This window comes from Pseudomonas sp. J380, from assembly GCF_009827115.1.
Classification (GTDB): domain Bacteria; phylum Pseudomonadota; class Gammaproteobacteria; order Pseudomonadales; family Pseudomonadaceae; genus Aquipseudomonas; species Aquipseudomonas paracarnis.
In genome coordinates this window covers 5,084,894-5,096,692 of sequence record NZ_CP043060.1, presented here as the reverse complement: position 1 = coordinate 5,096,692, position 11,799 = coordinate 5,084,894, and the positions used below count along the sequence as shown (strand labels likewise).

Annotated in this window: 10 protein-coding genes; 3 read left to right on the top strand and 7 right to left on the bottom strand. The window is 49.1% G+C overall.

The window, feature by feature from the left end; all coding sequences use genetic code 11:
* Nucleotide 1: 1 nt before the first annotated feature.
* Together FXO12_RS23300 and FXO12_RS23295 are read right to left on the bottom strand one after the other, a co-directional pair.
* Nucleotides 2-1,087, bottom strand: coding sequence for an inovirus-type Gp2 protein (locus FXO12_RS23300; RefSeq protein ID WP_160049767.1), 1,086 nt, complete (start codon nucleotides 1,085-1,087; stop codon nucleotides 2-4).
* Nucleotides 1,088-1,414: 327 nt separating this feature from the next.
* Nucleotides 1,415-1,654: an AlpA family transcriptional regulator gene (locus FXO12_RS23295; RefSeq protein WP_160049818.1), complete on the bottom strand. Its 240-nt coding sequence runs from the start codon at nucleotides 1,652-1,654 to the stop codon at nucleotides 1,415-1,417.
* Nucleotides 1,655-2,439: 785 nt separating this feature from the next.
* On the opposite strand from FXO12_RS23295, the gene FXO12_RS23290 reads away from it, so the two are divergent.
* Nucleotides 2,440-3,408, top strand: a complete 969-nt coding sequence (locus FXO12_RS23290; protein WP_160049766.1) for a DUF932 domain-containing protein — start codon at nucleotides 2,440-2,442, stop codon at nucleotides 3,406-3,408.
* A gap of 171 nt (nucleotides 3,409-3,579) precedes the next feature.
* On the opposite strand, the gene FXO12_RS23285 is transcribed toward FXO12_RS23290, so the two are convergent.
* On the bottom strand, nucleotides 3,580-3,825 hold the full coding sequence (locus tag FXO12_RS23285) for a helix-turn-helix domain-containing protein (RefSeq protein WP_160049817.1): 246 nt from the start codon (nucleotides 3,823-3,825) through the stop codon (nucleotides 3,580-3,582).
* Nucleotides 3,826-3,950: 125 nt separating this feature from the next.
* Between FXO12_RS23285 and FXO12_RS23280 the strand changes: the two genes are divergently transcribed.
* Together FXO12_RS23280 and FXO12_RS23275 are read left to right on the top strand one after the other, a co-directional pair.
* Nucleotides 3,951-4,310: a hypothetical protein gene (locus FXO12_RS23280; protein ID WP_160049765.1), complete on the top strand. Its 360-nt coding sequence runs from the start codon at nucleotides 3,951-3,953 to the stop codon at nucleotides 4,308-4,310.
* A 45-nt stretch (nucleotides 4,311-4,355) separates the two neighbouring features.
* Nucleotides 4,356-5,132, top strand: coding sequence for a hypothetical protein (locus tag FXO12_RS23275; RefSeq protein WP_256678907.1), 777 nt, complete (start codon nucleotides 4,356-4,358; stop codon nucleotides 5,130-5,132).
* Between the two features lie 281 nt (nucleotides 5,133-5,413).
* Here the strand turns inward: FXO12_RS23275 and FXO12_RS23270 are convergent, their stop codons facing one another.
* Genes FXO12_RS23270 through FXO12_RS23255 form a run of 4 tightly spaced genes read right to left on the bottom strand, consistent with a single transcriptional unit; the run spans nucleotide 5,414 to nucleotide 11,673 of the window.
* Nucleotides 5,414-6,265: a hypothetical protein gene (locus FXO12_RS23270; RefSeq protein ID WP_160049764.1), complete on the bottom strand. Its 852-nt coding sequence runs from the start codon at nucleotides 6,263-6,265 to the stop codon at nucleotides 5,414-5,416.
* Nucleotides 6,262-8,052 carry an AAA family ATPase gene (locus tag FXO12_RS23265; protein WP_160049763.1) on the bottom strand — a complete coding sequence of 597 codons (1,791 nt, stop codon included), beginning with the start codon at nucleotides 8,050-8,052 and terminating at the stop codon, nucleotides 6,262-6,264. The genes FXO12_RS23270 and FXO12_RS23265 overlap by 4 nt, the downstream gene beginning before the upstream one ends.
* 1 nt (nucleotide 8,053) lies before the next feature.
* Nucleotides 8,054-9,898 (bottom strand): restriction endonuclease subunit S, encoded by a 1,845-nt coding sequence (locus FXO12_RS23260; protein ID WP_160049762.1) that lies wholly within the window; start codon nucleotides 9,896-9,898, stop codon nucleotides 8,054-8,056.
* On the bottom strand, nucleotides 9,898-11,673 hold the full coding sequence (locus FXO12_RS23255) for an N-6 DNA methylase (protein WP_160049761.1): 1,776 nt from the start codon (nucleotides 11,671-11,673) through the stop codon (nucleotides 9,898-9,900). The genes FXO12_RS23260 and FXO12_RS23255 overlap by 1 nt, the downstream gene beginning before the upstream one ends.
* Nucleotides 11,674-11,799: the final 126 nt, after the last annotated feature.

The following is an 11,799-nucleotide window of genomic DNA, read 5'->3' as shown; positions in this document are numbered from 1 at the left end:
GTTATTCACTAGGTAACGCCTCAGGCTGCTTTCTGGGCCTACCTCGTTTTGTTTCTTTGGGAGATACCCGCCCTCCTTTCCCGAAGCACCTACCGCCGTCAGGTGCGATCATCCGGATGAAGTAATCCGGCTTGGTCAGATACGCCGCCACAAGGTTTAGCCCAGCCCTTAGACCGGCCTGATGGTGGCTAATCATGCCAACCCCTAAGATCCCTTTCTTTTCAAACGCCGCTTTGTTCTTGTTGCAGTTATAATAAATTCCTTTCCCTTCAGTCACCGTCTCTACCCAGTATTCCCCCAGAAGCTTGGCAATGACGATATCCTCTCGATGATCAGTTCCATTCAAAAACAACAAACAGTGATAATGGTAGGACTTATCAAGACCATATTCCAGTTTCCAAGCATACCCTACAACACCCGGTGACTTAGGGCTCCTGAGATACTTCATTAAGGCTTCGCGATGCCTCCTGGCTTCGGCATGGGTGATAGCAGTTTCTCCTCGAGGAACGCAGTACTGGCTGCGATAGGTGAAATCGACACGAATCACTAGCATCCTAGCGTAACGCACAAACAGCGAATCAATATATCCAACTAGGCTTTTATAGTTTTTATTGGCAGACCGGCTAAAACCTTTCAGAATATTTTGGAACTCCACACCCCGAATTTCCTGCTTAACATTTTCTATCAAGTCATGGAGCAGGGATAATTCATCAGACAGAAGCAACTCAACCTTATATACATCTGATTTCAGCTCCACTCCAGCAAAGTACTTCATAAAAACTCTCAGCAGCGGATTAAACTCATGATAGGGATAAACCTCTTTGATCATCCCAAAGTCTACCTTTAGCAAGCTTAGACAGTCATGTTCCAACACTCTGACCTTCTTCTGCTTAGACATTGCCATTGTACGAGGCAGAAACAACCCCTTCTCAAAGGCCTTCAGGCGCGCCGTCACGTCGACAATCAAACGGATATCACGCGCCAGCAACACTTGATCGGTATACTGCTCAACCGTCTCACCGTTGATGTCCGCATACATGTACGACTCATGTTCAAAATAGAACTCTAATTCTTCATCAAACCTCATACACTCACCTTATGTGGGCAGGCACTCTAATCATCTCTCACATAGTGCACTCAACTAACAATACATATTGCAACTTCTACTTTAGCCACTACTGTACGCATCGCCGCATACTGCCCATGCACACCAATGCTCTATCACGGCGTGCATGGGAGACGGGTATTAGGTATAGACATTAAATATAGATACTAGAGATATTATTCTAGATATAACATAGATACCAATATTCAAGCTCTCTGTTTGCAACGGTCACACCAACGAATTAGATAAACAACAGCAACGCACGCTGGAGATATCAACCCATAGAAAAATGAAAGTTAGTGCTTGTGGTTAGCTCGGAGTAGAGCCGTTACAGGAAACGCTAACGCATCGATGCAGCCAAGCACTTACATCCTCCTCCAGCCACCCCACAGCAAAGCTGCCCAATTTAAAAGGCTTAGGGAACGTTGCGTCATATCGCGAAGATCGCGGGTTAATCCGATCATAAATGGTTGACCGTGATAGCCCCACCCTAATTGAGAGCTGTTTGAGTCTGATAACACTAGGATGTACTTCCGAATCTCGCTGCATGGTATATACCTCGGGTTGTAATGAATCCCAACGGTAAAAGAACCTCTGCCCGCATTCACTCGACTTAGCACCTAGTAAAAAATTCCCAGGGGACAAAACAGAATTCCAAGTGACGACCATGACGCTGACGGACAGACTCACGCACACAAGCCAACCTTCCAGTGCAGAAAGTTGGTTCCCAGCTCTGAAATGTTGGTTCCTCTGTCACCGGGAACTAACTTTTGCTCTCTCTGCTGACTCCACGACTCAATTCGAAATAATTTTAGCCATATATAACACACAGGAGGCAACAAACAGTCTTGACATATCCAACAACCTGGAATCTGAAAATGTATAAATGTCCAAGCTGCGGCTCATCAGCCGTGGCAAAGCAAGCCATAGCCAAGAGAGCAGGTGCCGCCATCGGCGGTGTAAGCGGCGCACTCCGAGGATTATCCGCCACGTCTATCGGCGCCAGCATCGTCTTGATAACCAGTGGCCCAACTGGTGGGCTGACCGCCACAATCGGGCGGTTAGCCTCAGCTATTACAGCGGCATTTGTAAGTGGTGCAGCGGGATGTATCGCAGGAGCGAAAATAGGAACAGTGATTGATCACTATGTTTTCGACGCCTACCAATGCAACCAATGTAATTGCTCTTTCCGTATGCACTTACCCACAACACCCCTACCAGTTCAACGCGCATTCGAAGCATCTCAAGAAGACTGACAACCAAATCACTTGTGCACGCCTCCCTGCTGATATCTCAGCAGCGCTGCCGTGTGCCTATCGAACGAGAAAAAACCAATGGCTCACTATGTTGAACAAATGGCCTATGTCGGGCAGGCACCGTGGCATGGCCTCGGCTCCGCGCTTTCACCTAAACAACCTATTGAGGTCTGGCAGAAAGAAGCAGGTATGAACTGGCGCATAGAAGACAGCCCCGTCCATTTCAAGGCCAACACAGTAGGTAACCTGGGATCAATTTATACATTTCCAGAACAGAAGGTTTTGTACCGTTCTGACACCAAAGCAGCGCTTTCAGTAGTCTCACAACGCTACCAAATAGTTCAGCCTCACGATGTGCTGGAATTTTACCGCGACCTCACTGAGGTCTCCGGGTATGAGCTGGAAACTGCGGGAGTGTTGAAAGGAGGCCGTAAGTTCTGGGCTCTGGCACGGACAGGGCAAACCGCCGCATTGGCAGGTAATGATGAGGTGAATGGTTATCTGCTACTGGCAACCTCGTGCGACGGCACGTTAGCCACCACCGCCACACCCACCACCGTTCGAGTCGTCTGTAACAACACACTGACCATTGCCTTGGATGGGGCCAGCCGTGCCATCAAGGTTCCGCACAGCACTCGGTTTGATCCGCAGGCGGTAAAGAAGCAGTTGGGTATCGCGGTGTCGCAGTGGGACGAATTCATGCATCGAATGCACATGCTCGCAGAGCGCCGGGTGCAGTGGCCGGAAGCGATGAGTTTCTTCCTCAGCGTGCTATGCGACACCCCTTCTAACAGCCCCATTCCGGAAGTACAACCGAACGAACGAGCTTTACGCAAAGTACAAAGCCTGTATGAAGGACAAGGCCGAGGCTCAACCTTGCAGTCTGCTAAAGGAACCGCATGGGGACTGCTCAACGCCGTGACCGAATATGTCGACCATGAGCGGCGGGCAAGGAGTTCTGAGTACCGGATGGACTCAGCATGGTTTGGACAAGGTGCCGTCATTAAGCAGAGGGCGCTGGATACGGCTCTTCGCCTGGCGGCCTGATCCGTTTCTCACATCAACCTGCCCAGCCAGTGTTTACTGGGCTGGGCGCCTTATGCCCTATAGGAGCACCATTGAGATATGTTTGCCCCTATCCAAATGAATTATGCAAAGGATGGGCAGATACAGGAATTAAGAACGGCTGATGCAAACAAACCGTTGATAAATGGCAGGTCATAGCCCTGCTTCGATGAGCAAATCTGAAGGCTTGCAGCGCAAAGCCGTCGCGATCCTAAGAATATTCAAAAAAGTAACATTCCTTTCCCCTCGTTCAATCTTCCCCATGTGGGAACGGTCAATCCCAGCAGCGTCCGCTAGGGCTTCTTGTGACAGCGCATGCTCGAGCCGCCGCGCGCGTACCGCCGCACCAAGCTGTACCAGGTCGCCGTCTTTATCGTGAGTCGCAGAGATTCTTGCCATGGCGGAAATCGTCGCGCTATGATGCTTTAACGGCCACGGCATTTACGACCCTTTTACAGGCACATGCCATCGCGCTAACTCAGCGTGAGGGTCACCTCCTACGCTCAGCAAAGAGAACTTTAAACATGCCACTCAAGACAGTTAACGGCCTAAACGAAACTGAAATAGACATTCTCCTACGCGCCAAAGCATCCTTCGTGATTGTAGGGTTACGAGGTCAGTTCACTAAGAGCGTACTGAAAGTCGAAAAAAAGATAGAGAGCCTAGGATTTAAATGTCGCGTCAGTAGCGACTTAAAAGGCGTGGTAGCCAAAGGTGGAGTGCTAGGTGCATTTGGAGTTCTTGCATCCGTATCTACTCTACCGCTATTAGCCATTTCAGCAGCTACGATTACTGCCCACAAGCTGGCCACCTACAACCCTGACTACGAAATAATAAAAGACTTTGTAAATAAAAAGATAACAGTCAATTACAAACCTAACTGAATCCCTCCAAAGGCCGAAGCCAACACAAACTAAAAAGGACTTCCCATGCGACAACTCATTCGTCACTTTATAACAGCACTACCGTTTCTTGCATTTGGCACATTAGCAAATGCCGCTGTAGACTATGGTTATACTTATTCACCAATGTTTCCAAGTGAAGTGACAATGGAGGGACTCCCCTATGCAATTCCCTGTGCTAAAGCGAAAAATCAATATGGCGCTGAGTTTTATCGGTGTACCTGGAAGGTCCTGCCACGCCTAATAAAAGTATACGATGCCGCCCAGCGGCAAAACATCACCTACAACAACCAACTAAGCGGGCTGTGCCGCCGAGGCAAGTGCATTGTTCAAGGAGCTGATGGTGTATTTGGTTTAATTGACCAAGACATAAACTTTACGGCATCTCGCCACTACTACATCTATCCGAGCAGTGATGGCTTCCCTATTGCGTACCGCATGGACGGTGGGCCATATCAAAATGGCAAGCCCGTTTCTTATGCACAAGCGCGCGGACTACTTTCCGAATTTCTTCTGGATCATGGACAACTCGAGTCTATCGTTAAGGACGATCTAGCGGCGTATACACTAGACTCAGACACTAAGCAATCGGCTAGTGCACCGAAGTCTAAAACTAGGGTGAGCGAAGCGTGGTGCAACCCGCAGATGGACGACGACTGCCATATCAACAAGAATAAAGTAGCTAAAGCTGATCTAAATCAGTTCCTTCCGACCGTTAAAGTAGATGACGTGGAAAGTGCTGGCGGTTACTGCGAATATCCAATTTGTTACGACAAAAATGATAAACCTATAGGCATTCATTAAGAGGCACACGACAATTCCATACGTTCACAACTTCTAAATCAAAGATATTAGCATATTGGCTTTATCTTACCCGTCAAACCTGGACTATTATGTCCCTGTAGCGGTCTGAGCCCAGCATCCATAGGAACTCAGACTGCTTACACGTTATTCCATTACTGCACGACTCTATGTATTTTTTCACCGTACAACTTCTAGCAACTTACTACCATCAAGGTTCCTTGTTGCTAAAAATAGCCATATGGCACATTGAAGTTGAATATTCTCCAGGGCGAGTGCAACACTCAGCATACCAATCTCAACAATTGGGGATCATTTCGTAGCAAAACACACCATTTGGCTACCGCAGATAATTCTGCGCTGTTTTTTGTAAGCTCAAATATCTCACGAGCTTCAGATTTAGCACGTTCGCGGGCTGCTCCAGAGTGTCTAGACTCAGCCAGCGCACGTTTGTAGTTACCTATGTGGTTGCTTACGCGCTGCCAAACCTTACGACGCTCTTCGGCTAACGCCTGATGCTCCGTGAGTTTTAAACGTTCGACAGTCCGACGAACGCGTACATGTTCCCACCGGGAGATTCCCGGTGCCGGCACAGCCTTACCCTCTTCATCGAAAGCAAGTAGTGTTACATCGTAAGCATTTGTCGGGTCAAGGAAGTGTGGGATCTCATCGCCCTCACATCGCCTTGCATAACTGGAGCGTCGGGAACCGTAACGTAGCGGAAACCATGCTCCCTTCTTACGATTGGGCACGGTGCCTGCGATGCGAAAATTCATAAAATCAAAAGCCAACCACCAATAACCATCTCGGTCCGAGCCCTTAACGTTACGAGATGCTTTTTTGGGGCGAAAATGCTCCACATCTAGATGCGAGGCAATTTCGCGAGCTTCGGTAAACCAGCACTTTCCGCACGAAATGGCCAACAACCATGGCTTAAGCTTGCCCCAATGCGCACTGCGATCATCTATCAACTGATTCCGTTCTTTAATCTTTCCCGCGACATCCAGCTTGGCTAGCTCTCCTACAAGGCGAGTTGATTCGGCTAACCACGCGTCCCAAGCAGCTTGCGACCAGCGAACATCTGGCGGCAGCTCAGCGTCAGTTGGCAGCTTGTGCTCCAAGTCGATGAAGATCATTTTCCACCTTTCTCGCGCAAAATTTCTTCAATAATCGAATCGGCAATGGCGTCCTGTTCGGCTTGCTCTTCTGGCGTCAGTACAGGCTTGCGGAATCTGCGGTGCTGCGCCATCTTGCGTACAAACAAGGCGTAGTCAGGATCCCGAAAATCAGCCGTTGAGAAGCCCAAATCGGCCAGCTCAGCAGAAAGACGAGATAGCTCCGCCTCTTCCTCCGGCGTACGTGAGGCCTTAACAAACAACTCATTGCGGCGAAACAGGCGCCGCTCTGTTTCAATGTCTAGAGTGGATGACAAGCCAAACAACTCACTCTTAAGCAAGCCAGTCACGCCCATACCTTGTGGATGTTCATCCGGTACATCTACTGCCGTCCGCTCGCCATCACGACGTAAAATATACACCTGCTCACGCTTAAGACTGCCGATCATCATAGGGTCATGAGTGGTGATCAGGATTTGCGATTCACCCTGCACCAGCGCGCCATCGTCCGACGTCAGCACACCTTCAATGTCATCGAAGTAACGCAGCTTCCAGATTGGATTGAGATGAGTATCCGGCTCGTCGAGCAGGAATAGACAATTGTCTTCGCGAGTTATCCTCATCAAACCGAGCACGGTAAGCATTTGTAGTTCACCTTCAGAAAGCTGAGTGAAGCTAACCTTGCCACCGTGTTCATCGCGTTTTTTTACTGTGATGCGAACTTCGTCGATCAGGTCGCCAATGTAGGCCCCTTCGGCGTAACGGAAAAAACTGTCGGTACCGCCAACTAGCTCGCCGAGCTGTTTGAGCTTGTCCTGACTTGGAACAAACAGATAGAGCTGTTTCTGTTTTTCGCTGCGGCCTCGGAAGTCGATCTGTTTCGTGGTTTCCTGCTCAATTGGAGCCCAAGCAACCTGCCAAAGCTTATCGAGAAACTCGCTCACCACATTGCCACGCGCATACCAAAAACGCGGATCACCTTCATTAATTTCGTTTTCGTCTAATTTACCGCCTTTGCGTTTTTCGCGCAGACGGTGTGGCTCCTTAAGGACAAATAGAGCGGACTCCAATGACTCAATATGCAGGTTTTTCAATACTTTCTGAAAGACCGGATCATCGGACAGCAAACAGGCCAACAATACCAGCTGGCTGTGGCCACCACGGCAGTAAAATAGTCGACGTAAGCGGTCGTCCCCAATCTGTTTGAGACGAGTGTCCCGCCTACGCTTAGCATCGTCTATCGCGCGTATGTCAGCTTCAGACGCTGTGAACCTTTCCAGCAATTGCTCGGACAGCACTTCATCTGTTGTGATTTCCTGGCGTTGATTGAAGCGGCGCTGATGCTCCTGGAAAAGTGCCTCGATGCGCTCATTACGGCCAGAGTAATAAGCAAAGATATGAGTTGGCAGTAGCCGAGGACCTCTACGTTCATCACGCGGCACCTTGTCAGCCGGCCCATTTTTTATTAAGTATTCCTGGCTAACGCGATCGCCATCTACCCATACAAAGGGACGCTTCTGTTTTGCTGTATCCGCTTCGATACGCACCACATGACCACGAATTTCATATCCTAATGTGTAATCGAATGCTGCCTCACGATCTAGATCGATGTCGCGAAAAATAGTGATCAGCGCTTCAATTAGATTAGACTTGCCAACGCCGTTTTGGCCGATCAAAACATGACTGCGAATAGGCTTAAAACTGACTGGATCTGCCCCCTCGAACTCGGGCATAAAATGTGACGTGAAAGATATATCTAATTCACGCAAATTACGAAAGTGTGGTAGCCGAAGAAATTGCAACTGCATTTCAGATACCTTCTACGTCAGTCAGTGTTTGGCGCATTTCAGCTACAGAAGGTTCCATAATCCATCCCTTTGAAACTTCCACCTTCAATTGCGCGTAGAAGGCATCAACATCGCCACTGAAGCGCTGCCATAAATCTTTTGCAGGCATTTCACCGTTGTGGCGAGTCAGAATTGTCGCCAATGGCGCCTGGGCACTAATATTGGGCGTGTTACCCAAGCGCAACTGGGCAATCAGTTCAGTTTTGGGAGCTTTCATAGGTTCCTCTTGCTGTTCAGTGGCAATGCCAGTAAGGGCTTCCACAGTTGCGCCCGCAAGCAATGAGGCTAAGCGCTGCTTTTTTTCTAACTGTTTACGCCAAGCTACTGCCTGACTTGTCAACTCATCTAGTTTGACTAATATCTCTTGCTGCTCATCAAGCGGTGGAATAGGCAAGGGAAAACTTCGGAGTTGCGTCATGTTAATTGACGCAAGGTTTGTCGTTTGCTTAGACGCTCCAGAGAAATAGTCACGACCTACACCTGAGTTGAATACGAGTTCAACCCATTCATTGAGCAAATAGGATGATGAAACGCGAGCTTTGAATACGTGATTTTGGTGCAAAACGTCTTCAACGCCGCCTCTCCAGATTGCAGTACGTCCAACCTTATCCCAATCGCCACCTTCGGTGATTAGCAAATCACCGTCTTGAACAAGATACTTACTCAACTCCTCCACGCCAATTTGGATTGTCTTCAATTCAGTCAATTTAAAAAAACCACGCTGAACATTGGCGACCGCTAGGTAAGGGCGGGTCAAAACATTATTTCCACGCAGATTGCGGCCTTTGGTTACACCACCTATGACAACAGCTACCTTGTCAAATGGAACAATCGCCCAATGCGCGGGATAGATAACTTCGGTACTTGTAACTGTGACGAGCTTTTGACGCCGCATTAGGCCAGACGAAACGTAACTATCACGTAAGTTATCGCAATCTGTCGTAATCCTGTCCACATCAACCGAGGAGGTAGAGGCTAAAGAAAGCAATCCACGGACAGACATGTTTTTCAGCTCAGCGATGAACTGATCTACGTCTTCCGGAAAATTAAATAGCAGACTGAAGTTCTCGTCCAAACGCGACCACGCCGTTTGCAGCTCATATGGACTTGTAGCTGTGGCGACAGCTTGCAAAGTGGCCTGACGCAATTTGTTTTGCACACGGCGGCAATCTTTCTGCTCTACCTCAAGATCATCGCATAAGGCTATCAGCTCATTTACTTTAGCGACAATGCGGGACTGTTCTTCAAGTGGAGGCAGCTCAATTTCTTGAGCCTTCAAAATCGTTTGCGAGATATTTTGCTGAGCAAGCCCCTTACCCTTAAGAAAGAGATTAGCTCGTATGGCTCTGATGAACACAAAAAGATACGTTGTAAGGGCCAAACTATCGTCTACAACGCAATGTGCAATAGCTTGATTTGTAGCACATTCAACCCCTGCTATACCCAACTTCCCTATCGATCCATACATGCCAACCAGCAAAGATCCCGCAGGGACTAGTTTTGCAGAACTATTCTCTAGGCCTTTTTGTGTAATGGAGCTAGACGCGGACTTCACTACACCGTCATTTAAGTCACCAATTACTAACCACGGAATATCTCCGCCATAGTAGTCAGCGTGTGTTTTTGCAGGTGTTCCGCCACTGCCCCACTTACCAAGCTCTGACAGTGTGCGCAATGTCCATGAAGGCCCCTTCTCTATTAGTCGCCCCTGCACCGCAAATTGCAGCACCAACTCGCGCAAGCGCGTTATGCCCCCTGGCGCGCTTGCAATATGCCCAAACTCCGCTAGAAATTGCTGCGCCTCCATCAGGCGTCCTCGTCTACAAAATGATGCGCTAGCGCGGCAGTCAGTTCACTTTTGAGCCTGTTCTCAGTTTCCTCAATTTCGCCTAACAGCCTTTTGTAGTTTTCAAGAAGGCGGTCTGGATCTTGGATTTCCTCTTCTGGCGAGTTGGGGTTCTTGATGTCGAGATTGTAGATCGGCCAATAAACTCGGTCTCCCGCAGCTTGTGCTTCACGGGCTTGCAGACGCAACTGTTCGACCTGGAGACGCTTCTCAGCTATCTGAAGCTCGATTTTTTCATGGCTGGCCGACTTAGCTGAAGTACCCAGACTCCTGCGCAAATCGTTAATTTCTGATTCCAGCGCAACGGTCTGTTTATTCAGTTCCGTAGCACGCTGCCAGTGGGGCTTAGCGGCAGTTTCAGCTCTCTCGCGATTGGCCTTGAAGTCCACTTTCCAGGCGAACTCGCTTTCCACTCGACTAGCAAAATCGCTAGCTTCAGACCCCCACCACTCCTGCTCGGATTTGAATTCCTCAAAACGGATTGGCTTGGTTTTGGAGTAACTCTTGTAACCTTCCGGATACGGGTGTTCGTAGAACCAGATAGAATCTGTATGAAAGTGTTCCGCGTCATTGTCCGCTGTGCTGCCCTTTGTAAAAAACAGCAAGTTGGTTTTGATGCTTGTGTAAGGGGCGAAAACCCCCTTAGGCAGACGGATGATAGTGTGCAAATTGCACTTCTGAAGTAGTAGCTTTTTCAGCTCGCCCTTGATCCCATCACCAAACAAAAAGCCATCGGGCAGAACTACAGCAGCACGGCCATTTTCTTTCAACAGCTTCTCAATAATGAGTGCCATGAACATGTCGGCAGTTTCGCGTGTGCGCAGGTTCGGCGGGTAGTCGCTACCAACACCATCATCTTCATATCCACCAAAAGGAGGGTTGGTGATGATGCAGTCTACTTTGTCGTTAGCATCCCATTCTTTCCAGAGTGTGCCCAACGTATTGCGGTGTTCAATCTGACTCGGAACATCAATGCCGTGCAGCAACATGTTGGTGGTGCAGAGCAGGTGCGGCAGCTGCTTTTTTTCAATGCCGTGAATCAATTTCTCAATCGCGAGCCTTTCAATATCACTGGGGTCAGTGCGGAGCTGATTGCGAAAATGGTCAATGGCAGCAGTCAAGAAGCCACCTGTGCCACACGCTGGATCCATTACCGTATCGCGCTTGTCCAATCGCGGATTAACACGATCTGCCATAAACTGGGTAATGGCACGCGGGGTGTAAAACTCGCCAGCGTTCCCAGCACCGCGCAAATCGTTGAGCATTTGCTCGTAGACATCCCCCAAGCTGGCGCGAGTCTTGAAATCATGAAAATTGATGGCCTCTTCCAGCTTTTCGACCACGGCCAACAGCTGGGTACCGGATTTCATGTAATTGTTAGCATCCTCAAAGACGCTACGAATTACCTTGTGCTGCGGGCTTGCATTTGCATCCAGTTCCTTGAGCTGTGGAAACAACTCGTTGTTGATGAAACCGATGACTTCGGCGGGAGACTTTTGCGGCGTTTTCCGGCCATCGGCCCCTACCAAAAATGCAGCCCAATTGCGCCATCGCAGCAGTTCAGGCAAGGGCGAGCTATAGCTGGACTGGGCGCCTTCCCATTCTTCCTCGCGCTGGTCGAAAACTTTGAGGAACAGCAGCCAGGTGAGTTGACCAAGGCGCTGAGCGTCGCCGTCGACTCCATCATCTTTACGCATGATGTCCTGGATGGATTTGATGGTGCTGCTGAGATTCATTACATTGCTCTCTTTGTCGCTCGGTCTGATCGGATCAGGCCAGCTTCTGTCTGGGGTATCGTAGAGCGCTTGTTCAGCTCAGTCACGGTATGGTCGTATTGGTAGGCCTTACGATAAATGCCAATC

Excerpts from the sequence above, each read along its gene's own strand:
- FXO12_RS23265 (WP_160049763.1), bottom strand. The coding sequence starts at position 8,052 with ATGCAGTTGCAATTTCTTCGGCTACCACACTTTCGTAATTTGCGTGAA.
- FXO12_RS23270 (WP_160049764.1), bottom strand. The coding sequence starts at position 6,265 with ATGATCTTCATCGACTTGGAGCACAAGCTGCCAACTGACGCTGAGCTG.
- FXO12_RS23260 (WP_160049762.1), bottom strand. The coding sequence starts at position 9,898 with ATGGAGGCGCAGCAATTTCTAGCGGAGTTTGGGCATATTGCAAGCGCG.
- FXO12_RS23300 (WP_160049767.1), bottom strand. The coding sequence starts at position 1,087 with ATGAGGTTTGATGAAGAATTAGAGTTCTATTTTGAACATGAGTCGTAC.
- FXO12_RS23295 (WP_160049818.1), bottom strand. The coding sequence starts at position 1,654 with ATGCAGCGAGATTCGGAAGTACATCCTAGTGTTATCAGACTCAAACAG.
- FXO12_RS23255 (WP_160049761.1), bottom strand. The coding sequence starts at position 11,673 with ATGAATCTCAGCAGCACCATCAAATCCATCCAGGACATCATGCGTAAA.
- FXO12_RS23280 (WP_160049765.1), top strand. The coding sequence starts at position 3,951 with ATGCCACTCAAGACAGTTAACGGCCTAAACGAAACTGAAATAGACATT.
- FXO12_RS23290 (WP_160049766.1), top strand. The coding sequence starts at position 2,440 with ATGGCTCACTATGTTGAACAAATGGCCTATGTCGGGCAGGCACCGTGG.
- FXO12_RS23285 (WP_160049817.1), bottom strand. The coding sequence starts at position 3,825 with ATGGCAAGAATCTCTGCGACTCACGATAAAGACGGCGACCTGGTACAG.
- FXO12_RS23275 (WP_256678907.1), top strand. The coding sequence starts at position 4,356 with ATGCGACAACTCATTCGTCACTTTATAACAGCACTACCGTTTCTTGCA.